11 protein-coding genes and 4 pseudogenes are annotated in these 15,145 nt (G+C 52.9%); 8 read left to right on the top strand and 7 right to left on the bottom strand.

The window, feature by feature from the left end; all coding sequences use genetic code 11:
• Positions 1-419: 419 nt before the first annotated feature.
• Positions 420-1,158 (bottom strand): annotated as a pseudogene (locus tag DO97_RS07830) (2-phosphosulfolactate phosphatase family protein).
• A gap of 219 nt (positions 1,159-1,377) precedes the next feature.
• Between DO97_RS07830 and DO97_RS07825 the strand changes: the two are divergent.
• The 4 genes and pseudogenes from DO97_RS07825 (at position 1,378) to DO97_RS07810 (ending at position 4,820) form a co-directional block, all read left to right on the top strand.
• Positions 1,378-1,725: a slr0373 family blue light stress response protein gene (locus tag DO97_RS07825; RefSeq protein ID WP_036532251.1), complete on the top strand. Its 348-nt coding sequence runs from the start codon at positions 1,378-1,380 to the stop codon at positions 1,723-1,725.
• 63 nt (positions 1,726-1,788) lie between these two features.
• Positions 1,789-3,297, top strand: coding sequence for a stress-responsive protein Ycf46 (gene ycf46, locus DO97_RS07820; protein WP_036532386.1), 1,509 nt, complete (start codon positions 1,789-1,791; stop codon positions 3,295-3,297).
• A gap of 174 nt (positions 3,298-3,471) precedes the next feature.
• Positions 3,472-3,823 (top strand): annotated as a pseudogene (locus DO97_RS07815) (DUF1257 domain-containing protein).
• 112 nt (positions 3,824-3,935) lie between these two features.
• Positions 3,936-4,820, top strand: coding sequence for a 3'(2'),5'-bisphosphate nucleotidase CysQ family protein (locus DO97_RS07810; RefSeq protein ID WP_239651565.1), 885 nt, complete (start codon positions 3,936-3,938; stop codon positions 4,818-4,820).
• 11 nt (positions 4,821-4,831) lie between these two features.
• Here DO97_RS07810 and DO97_RS07805 read toward each other — a convergent pair whose 3' ends face one another.
• A complete protein-coding gene (locus tag DO97_RS07805) occupies positions 4,832-7,684 on the bottom strand; it encodes a UPF0182 family protein (protein WP_052128521.1) in 2,853 nt (950 codons plus the stop codon).
• Between the two features lie 204 nt (positions 7,685-7,888).
• Between DO97_RS07805 and DO97_RS07800 the strand changes: the two genes are divergently transcribed.
• The 3 genes from DO97_RS07800 to DO97_RS07790 all read left to right on the top strand — a co-directional run bounded on the left by DO97_RS07800 (position 7,889) and on the right by DO97_RS07790 (position 10,523).
• Positions 7,889-8,254, top strand: a complete 366-nt coding sequence (locus DO97_RS07800) for a LapA family protein (RefSeq protein WP_036532247.1) — start codon at positions 7,889-7,891, stop codon at positions 8,252-8,254.
• 156 nt (positions 8,255-8,410) lie between these two features.
• Positions 8,411-9,190, top strand: a complete 780-nt coding sequence (locus DO97_RS07795) for a segregation/condensation protein A (protein WP_036532246.1) — start codon at positions 8,411-8,413, stop codon at positions 9,188-9,190.
• A 142-nt stretch (positions 9,191-9,332) separates the two neighbouring features.
• Positions 9,333-10,523, top strand: coding sequence for a nucleotidyltransferase family protein (locus DO97_RS07790; protein WP_036532245.1), 1,191 nt, complete (start codon positions 9,333-9,335; stop codon positions 10,521-10,523).
• Here the strand turns inward: DO97_RS07790 and folB are convergent.
• From folB to DO97_RS30935, 3 genes and pseudogenes are all read right to left on the bottom strand, one after another.
• Complete coding sequence (folB, locus tag DO97_RS07785; RefSeq protein ID WP_036532382.1) at positions 10,515-10,871, bottom strand: dihydroneopterin aldolase; 357 nt, start codon at positions 10,869-10,871, stop codon at positions 10,515-10,517. The genes DO97_RS07790 and folB overlap by 9 nt on opposite strands.
• Before the next feature lie 118 nt (positions 10,872-10,989).
• Positions 10,990-11,286, bottom strand: a complete 297-nt coding sequence (rplY, locus tag DO97_RS07780) for a 50S ribosomal protein L25 (RefSeq protein WP_036532244.1) — start codon at positions 11,284-11,286, stop codon at positions 10,990-10,992.
• Positions 11,287-11,332: 46 nt separating this feature from the next.
• Positions 11,333-12,674: pseudogene (locus DO97_RS30935) on the bottom strand (adenylosuccinate synthase).
• A 136-nt stretch (positions 12,675-12,810) separates the two neighbouring features.
• On the opposite strand from DO97_RS30935, the gene DO97_RS07770 reads away from it, so the two are divergent.
• Positions 12,811-13,854: an adenosine deaminase gene (locus DO97_RS07770; RefSeq protein ID WP_036532243.1), complete on the top strand. Its 1,044-nt coding sequence runs from the start codon at positions 12,811-12,813 to the stop codon at positions 13,852-13,854.
• A gap of 6 nt (positions 13,855-13,860) precedes the next feature.
• Here the strand turns inward: DO97_RS07770 and psb27 are convergent, their stop codons facing one another.
• Both psb27 and pstB read right to left on the bottom strand, forming a co-directional pair.
• Complete coding sequence (psb27, locus tag DO97_RS07765; protein ID WP_036532242.1) at positions 13,861-14,262, bottom strand: photosystem II protein Psb27; 402 nt, start codon at positions 14,260-14,262, stop codon at positions 13,861-13,863.
• Positions 14,263-14,334: 72 nt separating this feature from the next.
• Positions 14,335-15,142 (bottom strand): annotated as a pseudogene (gene pstB / locus DO97_RS07760) (phosphate ABC transporter ATP-binding protein PstB).
• Positions 15,143-15,145 lie beyond the last annotated feature (3 nt).

Here is a 15,145-nt window from a genome sequence, read left to right as displayed (position 1 = left end):
CGAGCAGGGGTGATGCCACTCGGCGGCACACCCCAAAAAATAGCGCTGGTCAGGACTATGAGAACATGCTTAGACTTTCAAATCTCAATGCTGGCAGGCTGACTGACCCGCGATCGCACAAGGCTTCATGGCTCTTTTCATGAACCCTCGCCAGTGAGTGCAGATAGTATGAGGAAATAGAAAGTCCCCGAATTTTAAACTAATGTTTAGCTACTAGCATCACCAGACTACACTTGGTATCCTAAAATACATTCCAACATTCTAATCAACCGTTGGGTTAACTCTGCTACGTAAAACTGTCTGACTCGTACCTGACAGCTACAACTGTCAGGTATTTTTATTGCCAGCTCCAGCACCTCCCTGTACAGGTAAAAGTCCTCTGAGGCTGCAATAACTTCAACAGTCTCGATAATAATTCGTCAATCATGCGTCACCAGTACGCCGGGTTCTCGTTGCCAGGGCAACGTGTCAATACAATCTTCCTGGGCACAGTACTTCAGGTCGTCCAGACAATCTAACCCTAGCAATCGTTGCCCATGACTCGCATGGTGGAACATTTCTAGGAGTTGATGTTGCCAATGACTGTAGAGACTGTAGGCGTTAATCACCTCGTCATTGCCCGCCAAAGAAGCTAGGGGACAGTCTAGATGCGCCCGTAGGGCATGGACAATTGCCCCGGCACAGGTCGTATCCTCTAGAGAAAAACTTCCCTCCCAACCCGAACCCACCAACCAGACGGTCGCAGGTTGATGCTGCGCTAAAAAATCCACAACGGCTTGGCGATTAATAAAAGCGGCTGCCAAGACGGTAGGTGCTGACTGAATGCGCTGTAAGCATCGGGTGCCATTGGTCGTACTGATAAACAGTCGTCGCTGCTGCACCCGATCTGGGGTGCAATCGAGGGGAGAGTTACCGAGATCGCAGCCTGGAACTTTGACCCCCCCCTCGCTCTCCGGCTCGGAGGCGACGCTCTGGAGGCCACAAGTCACTCACTTGCATGAGTTCGTCTAGATCACTAAATACTTGAACCGCCTCCGCACCTGCCGCCAGTGCCGTTGCCATTGTCGTCGTTGCCCTGAGGACATCGATCGCGATCGCACAATCGGGAACCACCTCCGGAGGAGCCAATTCGGGGGTGTGGTAGACAAATATCTTCACAACCGAGCTATACCTACAAAATTGAGACTGCTGGAGTACCATTCTAGGATTTTCTGGTTCCGGGATTCGGGCTTGGTGCAGATTGTCCGCCTCCTTAATTCCCCAGAAATTATTAACAAATGTATTTTTTTTGCCGTCAAGCCGCCTTAATGTCTTGACGGCGCTGAAGGCAGTCGCTATCGTGGCTCCTATACCTGGGTAAAGCGATTGAACAGTGATATGCAGCCGAAACAGAAAGTGACGTTATATCTACCTTCAGATTTGCATCATCGCCTCAAGGTAAGAGCGGCCGTTGATTTAGAGCCGATGTCAGATTTGGCGGAGCGGGCAATCGACTTTTATCTAGCCCATCCAGAAGTGGTAGAGGAACAGGCAATCTACGGATGTGCCCATCGAGTCTACGGTTGCCCAGAATGTACAAGTTCCCTGGTCATGCGAGATGGACAGCTACTGACGCTGAGTAAGCAGTCCACAACGCTCACAACCCAAGAAGCTATTTCTGTAGAGAGTGTCAAGGTCAGCTCTAGTCCTGATCAACACGGTGAAGAAACATTAGTTCCATGCTAGGTAGCAGCTGGAGTTCGACCGCGGTTAAGGGATGTTGACACCATTTCTAGAAGGTCAATGGTCATGCAAGAAGAGCTTAGTATCCTGCTTCAGGCTCAATATCCACTCATCTACCTCGTCACTTCTGAGGAAGAGCGAGGTGAGGTGGCGATCGCAGCCATTGCCCAGAACAAGCCGCCTCGGCGGATGTTCCTCTGGACGGTGACCCATGGCATTGTTGAATATGGTCAACCCCGGACGGTAACTCAGCACAACACGATTTCTCCCCAAGCTGCGATTGAGTGGGTCATTCGCCAGCGGGAGCCTGGTATTTTTGTCTTTAAGGATCTGCATCCCTTTGTCGATAGCCCGGAAGTGACTCGCTGGTTGCGGGATGCGATCGCCAGCTTCAAGGGTGCTCAGAAGGCCATCATCCTGATGTCACCCGTCCAACAGATCCCCATTGAACTGGAAAAAGAAGTAGTGGTGCTGGACTACCCACTCCCCAATATTCCAGAATTGAACCAAGTGCTCTCCCAACAACTGGAGCAGGTACGAACCCGACGCATCAACACAGAAACGCGGGAAAAACTCCTGAAAGCTGCCCTAGGATTGACCCGTGATGAGGCTGAAAAGGTTTACCGCAAAGCCTGTGTCACCTCCGGTCGCCTCACCGAAGAAGAAGTAGAGATTATCCTTTCCGAGAAAAAACAACTGATCCGTCGCAACGGTATCTTGGAGTACATTGAAGAGGATGAAACCATTGAGTCCGTGGGCGGACTGGAAGAACTCAAGCGGTGGCTGAAGCAACGTTCCAATGCGTTTACCGAACGAGCGCGGGAGTATGGCCTGCCCCAACCCAAGGGGATGTTGATCCTTGGGGTGCCAGGGTGCGGCAAGTCGATGATTGCCAAAACGACCTCTCGCCTCTGGGGCTTACCCTTGCTGCGTCTTGACATGGGGCGTGTCTACGACGGTTCCATGGTGGGGCGTTCTGAAGCCAATCTCCGGAATGCCCTGAAGACCGCTGAGTCAATTTCCCCAGCAATTTTATTTATTGATGAACTGGACAAAGCCTTTGCTGGCAGCGCGGGTTCCGCAGATTCCGACGGCGGTACTTCCAGCCGTATCTTTGGTTCTTTCCTGACTTGGATGCAGGAGAAAAAATCTCCCGTTTTTGTCATGGCGACAGCTAATCGTCTAGAACGCCTGCCGGGGGAATTTCTTCGCAAGGGGCGCTTTGACGAGATTTTCTTTGTCGATCTCCCCAATAGTGAAGAGCGTCAGGCAATTTTTCAAATTCACCTATCCAAGCGGCGGCAAGATATTTCTCGCTTCGACCTCGACCAACTCGCCAACATTGCCGATGGCTTTTCTGGTGCCGAAATTGAGCAAGGATTGGTGGCTGCGATGTATGAGGCCTTTGCACAGGATCGGGAATTTACCCAGCTCGACATTATTGCGGCGATCAAGTCCACCCTGCCGCTCTCCAAGACAATGAATGAACAAGTCACAGCCCTGCGCGATTGGGCTCGACAGCGTGCCCGCCCTGCTGCGGCCTCCGTTGCTGAATACCAGCGATTGGAGTTTTAAAAGCTTTCTCTCCTGCTCCCAACAGGAGGGGAAAGGCTAGCCCCGTGCTAGCAGTTTCAACACCAGTAACTAACCAGGGGTAACCCACAGATGGTTAGGGGCTGATTCGCAAAAAGTGAACCGCCAATTACCAACGTTGTCCTTTCTTTCAAGTCTCCACAGGAGGAAACTCAAATGTCTCACTTTAGCACACTGCGTACGAAAATTACCGATGCTGAAATCCTCAAAGCTTCTCTCCGCGATCTGGGGGTTTCGGTGAAGACGGATGCTGATGTTCGGGGCTACAATGGCCAGCGCCTGCGCGCCGATATCGTTGCCGTTCTGGAAGGGGAGTATGATCTAGGCTGGACTCGGAATACGGATGGGTCATTTGACCTCATTGCCGATCTCTGGGGGGGTTGCGAAGAAGCACAATCAGACCGAATTGATCAACTCCATCAACCAGAAGTATGCCGTGAACAAGACCTTGGTCGAAGTCAAGCGTCCTGGTTTGCAGAATGCCAATGTAAAGCTGGTGCTGCAATAAGTTTTCTGCGCGTTCCCAAATACACGGGTTAGCCCTAGGGGTTAGCCCGTTTTTTATGTGAATAGGCTAAACTAACGGCTGTTTGGGTTTACCAGCGTTACCTAGGGTGCGGATGATGACCAACGTTTCGGTTACTGATGCTGACCCACCCATTCGTGAGCTACTGCGCCACTGGGGAAAAGAAGCTGAACAGTTATCGATGCAACAGCAGTTTCAGGTGACCCAAAAGGGTCTGGATGATTATGTCACTAGTGTTGATCGGGAGCTGGATCGGCAACTCTCAGCGGCCTTTGCCACACTTTTTCCCCAGGATGGCATTATTACTGAAGAAAATAGCCGCTCTCGTCGGGTATTTCATCAGGGGTATCGCCATCTGTGGTTAATTGATCCCGTGGATGGGACGGAATCTTTTATTGAAGGCAAACCTGACTATTCCCTGATGGTGGGATTACTCACGGCGTATCAACCCATGGCAGGTTGGATTTATGTGCCGGCTCAAGACCGGATGTATTTTGGGGGGCCAGAGTGGGGTCTCTTTCAAACCCGGGGTAACTATGCGCCAGAACCTCTCCCGGTGCGGGAACCCTTGCCTCCCTCGGTGGGTTACTGCCCCGTAATGATTGGAGCCCGTGATCAGATGAACTTTGGCAGAGCGATCGCCACCTTAATTCCCGAGATCCAGTTTCACTCCTTGGGGAGTTTTGGCCTCAAGGTCATTGAGGTAATTTGTGGCCGGGTGGGTCTCTATGTTTACTTAAATCGGCGGGTGAAGTTATGGGATACCACAGGGCCTCTCGCCTTAGCCCAGGCGGCGGGATTGGTGTGTTGCGATCTGACAGGTGAACCGATCCGCTTTCAACCCGATGTCATCCACGCAGAAACCCTCAGCCACCAACAAACCATTGTCATTGGCTGGCCCTCCTACATAGAAGCCCTCCGTCCCCGGATTCGCCAAGCCTTCAACGACTGGAGTCCGGCGGGCATTTACCGGGGATGAGTGCGGCAGCGTTATGGGGCCGGACTGACTGGGAAAATAGCCTGTAATGCCTGCTCCAGAGTTTCTCGCATCACGATCTGGTTTTCGTAAGCAATAATCACTCGGGCGAGGGTGGGGAGACTGTTTTGTTCGGCCTCCAGATACAGCGGTTCGACGTAGAGGAGGGAATGGTCAATTGGAATCACCAACAGATTTCCTTGCAGCACCCGTGAGCCTTCCCGATTCCAGAGGGAGATTTGTTGCGAGATCAAAGGATCTTGGTTAATGCGAGCTTCAATTTGCTCTGGGCCATAGACCAGTTGTTGTTTGGGAAACTGGTAGAGGAGCAATTTACCATAGTGCGCCCCATCGGATCGGGCTGCTAACCAGGCAATCATGTTACTGCGCTGGTTGGGGGTAAAAGGCATTAACAGAATAAATTCTGCCGTTTCAGCCGTGGGTAAGCGCATGATCAGATAGTAGGGATCCACTAACTTGGGCTTGGTACCGTAGATTTCCGTCGCCACCTGCCAGAGATCCTCCCGGTTGTAGAACACCTGGGGATCGGTCATGTGGTAGATCAATAACTGTTGAGCCTGAATCCGGAACAGATCTTCGGGGTAACGCAGGTGCAGTCGCAGGGGGGCGGGCAGGGCACTTAAGGGCTTGAACAAATCAGGAAAAATCGCCGCCCAGGTCTGAATCATGGGGTCGGAGGGATCGGCAATGTAAAAGTCCACACGACCGTTGTAAGCATCCACCACCACCTTGACGGAATTGCGAATGTAGTTGAAGGAGCCTTGTCCTGGGTCAGCATAGGGGTAGCGATCGCTGGTGGTATAGGCATCAATGATCCAGTAAAGGTAGCTGGAATTGGCGGGCGTGGTCGGGGTGGGTGGAATCTGAGCCGTGACTAGGTAAGGATTGGAGTCATAGCGCAAAAATGGGGCGATGGCCTGAATTCGCTGTTTGATACTGCGGCGAAACAACAGCTTGCTCTGGGGGGTAAAATCTCGAGTCAGGAGCATCTGCCAGTCGCGAAGGACTTGGGCAACCACCCAACGCCGCCAGCGGGAACCGAGGGGAATGCCCCCGAGACCATGATAGGTGTTATAGACATTCTCATTGCCACTGGGATAGTCCAACTCCTGAACCCGAGTCCCAGTCATGACATAGTTGTCGGTAATCTCACCGTAGTAGATGCGGGGATAGTTAATCGGAATACTCACCGCTAAGCGATCGCGGTTGGTAGCAAGTCCCTGCTGCGAATTAGCAGTCGGTGTGGCTCCAATATCCTGGACAAAGTAGTAGGGCAGCCCCCCCGGTGCCACCCGATTCACGGGATTCAGGGTATAGCCATAGCCATGGGTATAGACCAGGTGTTGGTTTACCCAGGTTTGGGCCGCCTTGGGAATAGCACGATAATCCAGCTCCCGTGCCGAGATCAACACCTGTTGATTGATAGCAGCCTTTAAGGTTGTCGGGTCTTCCTGCAGAATATAACGGTCAATGTCGGCATCGGGAAATTGATAGTACGGGCGAATCTGCTGGAGTTGGCGGTTGGTTGCTAGAAGCGGGCGGGTATCCCACAACCGGATATTGTCAATGGTGAGGTGGTTGGCTTGGAGATCCGACGGGGTCAGGGTTGCCTTCGGGGTAAAGATCTCCGCCTCAATGGCGTCTAGGGCAAAGGCGCGGCGGGTCAAGGCAATACTGCGCTGGAGGTAAGGGCGCTCCTGCGCCAACTCATTGGGCTGCACCACCAAGCGCTGGATGACGGAGGGCACCAGCAGGCTCAAGCCCCCGGCCATCACCCAGTAGGCACCGATGAGGGCGAGGAGTTGTCCCGCAGCTGCCTGTCGATACCCCACCCCAGCACGCCACCCCAGCACTAGGGCGATCGCCCCTGCCAACAGGCTCAACAAAGTGTAGATCGGCAGGTTAACGTGCAAGTCCGTGAAACTCGCCCCATAGAGCACTCCTTGGCCAGAGAACAGCAGCTCGTAGCGACTGAGACCGTAGCTAACGGCCAAACTCAGCATCAGAATGCTACCGAGGGTGCTCAGGTGGCGTTGTTGCACCCCAGAGAAACCCGGAAATCGACCCTGGCTAAGACTATCCCTGGAGAGCAGGTAGATCAGTAACGTCGATACAAAGCCATAAACACTGATCTCCACCCACCAGAAGGTCAACACCTCTCCCAGGGGGAGCTTAAACACATAGAAGCTGATCGGGCGGTTAAAAACCGGGTCGAACTGACCAAAATCCGTTGGGTGTAGAGATTGCAGGACTGTCATCCACTGTTCTGACAACAGCCAGCCCAAACCGAGGCTGAGGATCAGGGCGATCGCCCACAGCAGCAGGTGGGGATAGACCACCAGGGCGATGGCCAAACCAGCCAGAACAATGGGTTGCCAGGGGTGGTGGGGGAACTGACTGACCATTTGCCACACCAAGCCAGGACGGAGGCGACTGGCCAAGGGGGGTGAAAGTCCTTGAGGATCAGGGTGCCAGTAGCTAGCAGCAATCTGGGCATTGTGGAAGAGCAGCATACCCACCACCAACCCCAAAACCAGGGTCAGGGGGAGCAACCAGCCCAAACCCATCCCCTGCCCCATCTTGCCAGTGTCTGAGGTCGAAGGGTGGTGCCAACGGTGGGCCAAGACAAGATTTCCCAGCAAAAAAACAGCCGTGATCCCGGTGGCGATCGTCCACAGTCCAGCCTGGGTTTGCAACCGTCGCCACAGGACTGGCAGATATCCCACTTCCTGAAACCACCAGATCTCCACCAGGAAGCGGGCAATCAGATCGATCCCCACCCACAATCCTAGGAGCAAAACCCCGAGCCACCAGAGCCAACGCCAGGATTTAAGCCAAATGGGCATAGAAGGAAGAGAAGGAGAGGCAACTGTATCCCCATTGTGCAACGTTCCCTGGGCAACGTAACAATCTGCTGCTGTCAGACTGCGAAGCATGGGGGGAACCTGTTAAGCTGTGGGCGATACTAGCGATCCTTTCAGGAGATCCTGGGAAGAGCTAGTCTGTTTCTTAAAAAAGCAGCAATTTATCTGCGACGGAGGAGTCAATCGATGCGACAGGTGAACTTTGTCATCATCTTTGTCATGTGTTTAGCTTTGGTGCTCTTTGGCATTGAGAATACCGAGCCCAGCGTGATTCGTCTCGTGGAGGGGGTACAAATCCAAGCGCCCCTATCCATAGAACTCATTCTAGCCATGGGGATTGGGGCAGTTCTGGCCTGGGTTTTCAGTGTTTGGACAGGATTACAGGGGTTGATGGATGCCCGTCAATCCCAAGAAGTCCTGGAACAGAAGGACGAGACCATTCAAGAACTGGAGCAGGATATTGAGCGTTACAAGGTGGAGCTTCAAGAACAGCGGCGATTGCTCCCAGCCGCTGATCCCGTGGTCACCAAGGCTGAGGTAGAGGTATCCTGAGACACAGATCCTGAGAGGTACCTGGGATGGAGGAAGTAGGGCAGCTACCCGATGGGCTCTGGAGCCTGGGGGTGCCCCTGTTAATGCTGGGACTCGTGGTGGTAGCTGCAATCTTTTTTAGCCGTATCCAGATCAAGTGAGCAAGTGAGGGTTTTCATGACTGCTTCCCTAGCACAGCACGCGATCGCTCAACTGATTGATCTAGCGGAGCGGGGAGAAATTGACCCCTGGAATGTGCAGGTGATTGAGGTCATCGATCGCTACCTCAGTCAGATTCCTCCGTCTCATACCCAGGCGTCCCGAGAGGCAGAGCTGTCACAATCTGGACAGGCCTTTCTCTATGCCTCAATGCTGGTTCTGCTCAAGGCTGAGAGCTTGGTGCGACTCGATACCGAGTCTCCTGGCTCTGATCTAGAGGATTTCCTAGAAGAGATTGACAGTAGCAGTGAGCTTGTCCCCTCTCCCTTACCACCCCTGCTGGAGCGGCGGCTGCGGCGGCGGGCTGCCGCCCAGCCCTTACAGCAACGGCGAGTCACCCTCAAGGAGTTAATTGATCAGTTACAGCAGATGGCAACCACTCTGGAGAAGGAAACAGTCCCTCGTCCTCGACCCCGCCGGCCCCGTCCTCAGTCCCGCAACCAGGCCGCTCAAGTCATTGCCCAATTGGCGCACCAAGAGAACCTTTCAGAAATTGCCCTAGAACTGGAGCAGCTCTTGGCAGTTCGCACTCCCCAGGCTGCGGGGGAGGAGGGCTGGGTAGACCTGTTGCAACTGCTAGAGTGGCAACAAAAGAGTGATCGAGTAGGGGTGTTTTGGGGGTTATTATTCCTGTCAGCCCAATCCAAAGTTGAGCTAGCTCAGACAGAGTTTTATCAGGATCTGAGGGTACGATTTCTACCTGATTTACTACCAGTCACTGCACCTTCTCTGCCCTAGACCTGCAGCCGAATGATGGGCGAAGCGGCCCTCGATCAGTGACAAGGTGAGATCGCAGCAGCAGTGCCTCTGGTATTTTGGGTATTAATGCCCACTTTAAGTTTATACGTCTAAAGTATTTCCGGATTAAGAGACAAACCTTATGAAAGCCATGATTTTGGCAGCTGGCAAAGGAACGCGGGTGCGTCCAATTACCTATACCATACCCAAACCCATGATCCCGATCTTGCAAAAGCCGGTCATGGAATTTTTGGTGGAGCTTCTGCGTCAACATGGCTTCGATGAAATCATGGTCAATGTCAGCCATCTGGCCTATGAAATTGAGAGTTATTTTCGGGATGGGCAGCGGTTTGGTGTCCAGATTGCCTATTCCTTTGAAGGGCGGGTGGTGGATGGGGAATTGGTGGGGGAAGCCCTCGGTTCTGCCGGGGGGATGCGGAAAATTCAGGATTTCTCACCATTTTTTGACGATACATTTGTGGTGTTATGCGGAGATGCCCTGATTGATCTGGATTTGACCGCAGCCGTGAACTGGCATCGACAAAAAGGGGCGATCGCTACGGTGGTGATGAAATCTGTGCCCCGATCTGCCGTCTCCAGCTATGGAGTGGTGGTTACAGATGATCTGGGACGTATTCAAGCGTTTCAGGAAAAACCCGCCGTGGCCGAAGCCCTGAGCACCAATATCAATACCGGGATCTACATCTTTGAGCCAGAGGTTCTCGACTATATTCCCTCGGGTCAGGAATTCGATATCGGAAGTCAACTGTTTCCCAAGCTGGTGGAAATGGGGGCTCCCTTTTATGGCATTGCCATGGACTTTGAATGGGTGGACATCGGCAAAGTCCCCGACTACTGGCAGGCCGTCCGGGGGGTGTTGACGGGAGAGATCAAAAATGTTGCCATTCCAGGCCATCAGGTGATGCCTGGAATTTACACGGGCTTGAATGTGGCCGTTAACTGGGATCGGGTTGAGGTTCAAGGCCCCATCTACATTGGGGGGATGACTCGCATCGAGGATGGAGCCAGAATTATTGGCCCGACGATGATTGGCCCCAGTTGCCATATTTGTAGCGGTGCCACGGTGGACAACAGTGTGATTTTTGAATATTCCCGGTTGGGGGCAGGGGTCCGCCTCGTCGATAAGCTCGTCTTTGGTCGCTACTGTGTTGATAAAAATGGAGCGACGATTGATGTGCAGGCAGCGGCACTGGACTGGTTGATTACCGATACTCGTCGAGCCTTACCGACTCAATCCTATGAACAACAAGTGATCACGAATGTTTTAAATGCCAGTGAGATAGCTGACCGTAACTCCCAACTCTTAGGCTGAACGGGTTAGTTCGACGGTGATCTGACCCCCAAACTCTGGGATCGGCGGTGCCAACTTGGTGAGCCGGATCTGCACCTTGCCCACAGGGGTTGAGGTTAAGATTGCCTCGACAATGGCAGCCGCCAGCCGTTCCAGCAGGGCAAACCGGGCGCTATGAATCGTCTGCTGCACCATTTGAATCACGATGCGGTAGTCCAAGGTATCTTCGATGAGATCGCTGCAACCGGGCAGACTCAGATCAACCCAGAGGGTAATGTCAGCCTCAAACCATTGCCCTAAAACCTGCTCTTCTGGAAGCAGACCGGTGTAGCCATAGCAACGAAGGCGATTGATGTGAATGCAGTCCATCAGTTTAAGCGCTAGGGATCGCTGGCGAATGTTCTCCAAAAACACCCCAACTCCCGGTTGCAACCGGGAGTTGGGGTGAATTAGATTGTCTCTGAGATCATTGAGGCTGCAACCAATTTCAGGAAGGAACGGCGAAGAAGCTTAAATGATAGAGACTCCGATTAGCCGGGTGAGCATGAACCTCTTGCAACACGGCCTGACCACTCCAGGAGAGTTCAGGAATGCTGACTTGAATACGGGATTTTTTGACCACGGCATCCCGCACCAGAAATTCCGCAGCCTTCGCCGCCACGGTCAATTCTAAAGATTCGACGCCATTGTGGCCGTACAACACGGCTGGAATTAACCCAGAGCGACGCAGGGCATTGGGCTTGCTATCAACTGCACGTTTCTGACATTCAATGGTGAGTTCCATAGGGATATAAGTTCCAGAACAAAAGAAAGGACAACAAACAACAGCATCAAACTCCAGCGGTTTGAGAGGCACCATTGGCATAGAGCAGGGCTCGCTTGGGACCGTGGATGGGATCTTCCACGATAATGGTTTGGTCGCGGCTCGCTCCCAGTGAGACGATCGCGATGGGAACTTTGATCAGTTCAGCCAGGAACTTCAGGTAGTTGAGGGCCTGCACAGGCAAGTCTTCTAGAGAGCGACAGTCAGCTGTAGACTGCTGCCAACCTGGAAGGGTCTGATAAATCGGTTGGCAGCGGGCGAACTGGCGAGCGCTCGTGGGCAGTTCTAAACAACGTTGACCATCGAGTTCATAGGCGACACAGACTTGAATTTCCGCCAGTTCATCCAGGACATCCAACTTAGTAATCGCTAGACAGTCGAGGCCATTAATCCGCACTGCATAGCGGCCAATCACCGCGTCAAACCAGCCACACCGCCGTTGCCGCCCGGTGGTAGTACCGAATTCTGCCCCGCGATCGCACAAAAACTCACCCAATTGACCGTTCAATTCGGTCGGGAAAGGGCCTTCCCCCACTCGAGTGGTATAGGCTTTAGCCACCCCGATCACCCGATCAATCATCGTGGGGCCGATCCCAGCGCCCACACAGGCACCCCCCCGCGACGGGGTTAGAGGAGGTGACGTAGGGGTAAGTTCCGTGATCTAGGTCTAATAGGGTTCCCTGGGCACCCTCAAATAAGATATTGCGTCGGCGTTGAATCGCATCATAAATCTTAAAAGAGCTATCCACCACATGGGGTCGCAGCCGCTCAGCGTAACCGAGGTATTCCTCCACCACCGCTTCTGCGTCTAAGGGCGGTAGATTGTAGAGCTTTTCCAGAATTACATTTTTGTTGGCGATCGCCCAACGTAGCTGTCCCCGCAATTCCTCAGCATTCATCAAGTCAATGATGCGAATGCCGGTTCGCTCTGATTTGTCCGCATAGGTGGGGCCAATGCCGCGCTTGGTGGTACCAATGCGATGGGTTCCCCGCTGTTCCTCAGCAGCCTGATCAATCAGCCGATGATAGGGCATGGTGACATGGGCTGTCTCCGAGATCATGAGCAGATCGCAGGAGATGTTGAGCTCCAGGAGGCGATCCATTTCTTCAATTAATACTTTGGGGTCAATGACGGTTCCCGAACCGATAATGCACTCGGTATCGGGGTAGAGAATCCCAGAGGGAATCAGATGGAGCTTGAAGGTCTGGTCTTTCACCACAACCGTGTGTCCAGCATTCACCCCGCCCTGATACCGTACAACGACATCTGCTGACTTACTCAGCAAGTCTGTGATTTTGCCCTTCCCCTCATCGCCCCACTGGGCACCGATGACAACAACGTTAGCCAAGAGTTTTTAAATACGCTAAAGTTTTCACAAACTACAATTATGGTCAGTGGTTGTAACCACTGTCAACTTACTGGTTTGAATCTTTGAGTGTATTGGCCGATTCCCATACCACCCTATTCGAGTAGCCGAGGTTGCCATGACATTACACGCTGAGCTTCATCGACATCTGGGCGGTTCTGTAGTGCCGCGGGTTCTCTGGCGCTACTTCCATCGCAGCGACGCAGAACTGGCCCAACGATTTCCTGAGTATCCAGGGTTTGAGGAGTTCTACACGAAACCTCGCAAGAGCCTGGATGAATATTTGGAATTACATACCCTGGTGGAAGGCTGCCAAACCCTGAAAACGTTACCCTACTTTGTCTATCGGCTGATTCGTGGGGCTTACATTTTTGAAAATCTTGCTTATTTAGAAATTCGCTATACCCCTTACCTGCGAACGGACGCGGAGTTATCGGAGTCGGAGCGGATTGACCAAATGGCCGAGATTGTGGCGATGGTGGGTCGTGCCAGCCGGTTACCAGAGTATCCCATCGTCACCAGCCAGATCCTCTGTATGCATTCCCGCTTACCCAATGCGGTGAATCGGGCGATCGTGGATCTGGCAGCTCAGATGCCGAGTTACGTGTGTGCCGTCGATCTCGCAGGGGGCGATGCCCAGTATGCAGACCGCTTAGATGAGTTTGTAGAACTCTATGCCTATGCGCGATCGCTGGGATTGAAGACCACAGGACATCTCTATGAAACCCCCCAGGGTTGCTACCCAGAACTGATTCCCTACCTGATGCGAATTGGCCATGGCATTCAGATTCCCTTGCGGTACCCAGAACTGCTCGGGCAGCTGGCAGCGCGCCACCAGTGCCTGGAAGTTTGCCCGACAACTTATTTAAAGACCGGCACCCTTTTAGATCTCCAGGAACTGCAAGTTGTCTTCGATCGCTGCTTTGATGCTGGGGTGGATATTGCTATCTGCACCGACAATGCAGGTCTGCACAATGTCCGTCTCCCCTTTGAGTACGAAAGTCTGCTAACCCATGACATTATTGACTTTAAGCAACTACAGGCCTGTCAGGATGCAGCGTTTCGTCATGCCTTTGCCTGGCCCCACAGCGATCGCCCTGCTTGTTTACTGAGTGAACTTTTGAAGTCCGAAGTCAACACGGTTGCCCTAGAGGCTGTCTAGATAGGGTTAAGCCTCCCGATTCAGGGCAGTTTCTACTTGTTTTAACTCCTGCTCTAGGCGGCTCTTGAGCTTCTCGGGCAGGGGACGATTCGGGTAGGAGCTGTAGTGACCCGCAAGGGAATTCAATGCGGTGCGCATGGTGGTGAAGGAGGAGGATTTAGCAATCGAGCTATCCCGGCGATAGAGAGCTGCAAAATCATTGATCAACTGGCGAGTGGTTGATTGCACGGTGGTTTTGTCAGGAGCATTATCGGGAAGCTGAATCGCCTTGCGCAGGCCGTCAACCAGGGCTAATGTATCTTGACGATAATTGCCTGTAAGCCCAGAGGTGCTATTGCCAGCGCAGCCTGTTAAGCCAATGACGACAACTAAAACAAGAGCCAGCAAACCAGAAAAGTAGCGCTTCATGAGTGTTCGCCCAAACGTTACAAAAGTTTTAACTATTGGTAATCCTACCGCGATTGGGCAACGGGGATCGCATCAGCCAAAGCGTCCGCTGACGTATTCCTGAGTGGATTGCTGTTTAGGGCTACTAAAAATCACATCTGTGCGGTCATGTTCCACCAGGTAGCCAATTCGTCCACCCTTGGCCGTGGGTTCGACATTTAAAAAAGGCGGTCATATCCGACACCCGCGACGCCTGCTGCATATTGTGGGTGACAATCACAATGGTGTAACGCTCCTTGAGTTCATGGAGCACCTCTTCCACCCGCAGGGTAGAAATTGGGTCGAGGGCCGAGCAGGGTTCATCCATCAGAATCACATCGGGTTGCACCGCCAAGGTGCGGGCAATACACAGCCGTTGCTGTTGCCCCCCCGACAGCGCCAATCCACTCTCCTTCAGCTTATCTTTGACCTCATCCCACAGAGCCGACTGTCGCAGCGACTGCTCCACGAGGGCATCCATATCCCCCTTGTAGCCATTAATCCGTGGCCCAAAGGCAATATTTTCATAGATGGACTTGGGGAAAGGATTGGGCTTCTGAAACACCATGCCAATCTGACGACGGACTTCCACGGGATCGACATCAGGGGCATAGAGATTTTGACCGTGATAGGTAATCGCCCCTTCGGCACGGAACACTTTAATCAGATCATTCAAGCGGTTGTAGCAGCGCAGGAGGGTACTTTTGCCACAACCCGAAGGGCCGATGAAAGCGGTTACTTGATGCTTCGGGATATCCAGGGAAATATCGCGCAGAGCCAGAAAACTCCCATAGAAAACCCGGAGATTTTCAGCGCGGAGGACAATGTCGGCAGCGGGGGTGTTCTCAGAGGGAGTATTCATAAA

The sequence above is a fragment of the Neosynechococcus sphagnicola sy1 genome (assembly GCF_000775285.1).
GTDB lineage: Bacteria > Cyanobacteriota > Cyanobacteriia > Neosynechococcales > Neosynechococcaceae > Neosynechococcus > Neosynechococcus sphagnicola.
Note: the sequence above shows the minus strand (reverse complement) of the source record. Positions and strands in the feature narration are given on the sequence as shown.

What these genes read in the sequence shown, in the direction of transcription:
- DO97_RS07825 (WP_036532251.1), top strand. Translation starts at nt 1,378, where the DNA reads ATGCAGCCGAAACAGAAAGTGACGTTATATCTACCTTCAGATTTGCAT.
- DO97_RS07800 (WP_036532247.1), top strand. Translation starts at nt 7,889, where the DNA reads ATGCGACAGGTGAACTTTGTCATCATCTTTGTCATGTGTTTAGCTTTG.
- DO97_RS07810 (WP_239651565.1), top strand. Translation starts at nt 3,936, where the DNA reads ATGATGACCAACGTTTCGGTTACTGATGCTGACCCACCCATTCGTGAG.
- DO97_RS07790 (WP_036532245.1), top strand. Translation starts at nt 9,333, where the DNA reads ATGAAAGCCATGATTTTGGCAGCTGGCAAAGGAACGCGGGTGCGTCCA.
- DO97_RS07795 (WP_036532246.1), top strand. Translation starts at nt 8,411, where the DNA reads ATGACTGCTTCCCTAGCACAGCACGCGATCGCTCAACTGATTGATCTA.
- ycf46 (WP_036532386.1), top strand. Translation starts at nt 1,789, where the DNA reads ATGCAAGAAGAGCTTAGTATCCTGCTTCAGGCTCAATATCCACTCATC.
- folB (WP_036532382.1), bottom strand. Translation starts at nt 10,871, where the DNA reads ATGGACTGCATTCACATCAATCGCCTTCGTTGCTATGGCTACACCGGT.
- rplY (WP_036532244.1), bottom strand. Translation starts at nt 11,286, where the DNA reads ATGGAACTCACCATTGAATGTCAGAAACGTGCAGTTGATAGCAAGCCC.
- DO97_RS07805 (WP_052128521.1), bottom strand. Translation starts at nt 7,684, where the DNA reads ATGCCCATTTGGCTTAAATCCTGGCGTTGGCTCTGGTGGCTCGGGGTT.
- DO97_RS07770 (WP_036532243.1), top strand. Translation starts at nt 12,811, where the DNA reads ATGACATTACACGCTGAGCTTCATCGACATCTGGGCGGTTCTGTAGTG.
- psb27 (WP_036532242.1), bottom strand. Translation starts at nt 14,262, where the DNA reads ATGAAGCGCTACTTTTCTGGTTTGCTGGCTCTTGTTTTAGTTGTCGTC.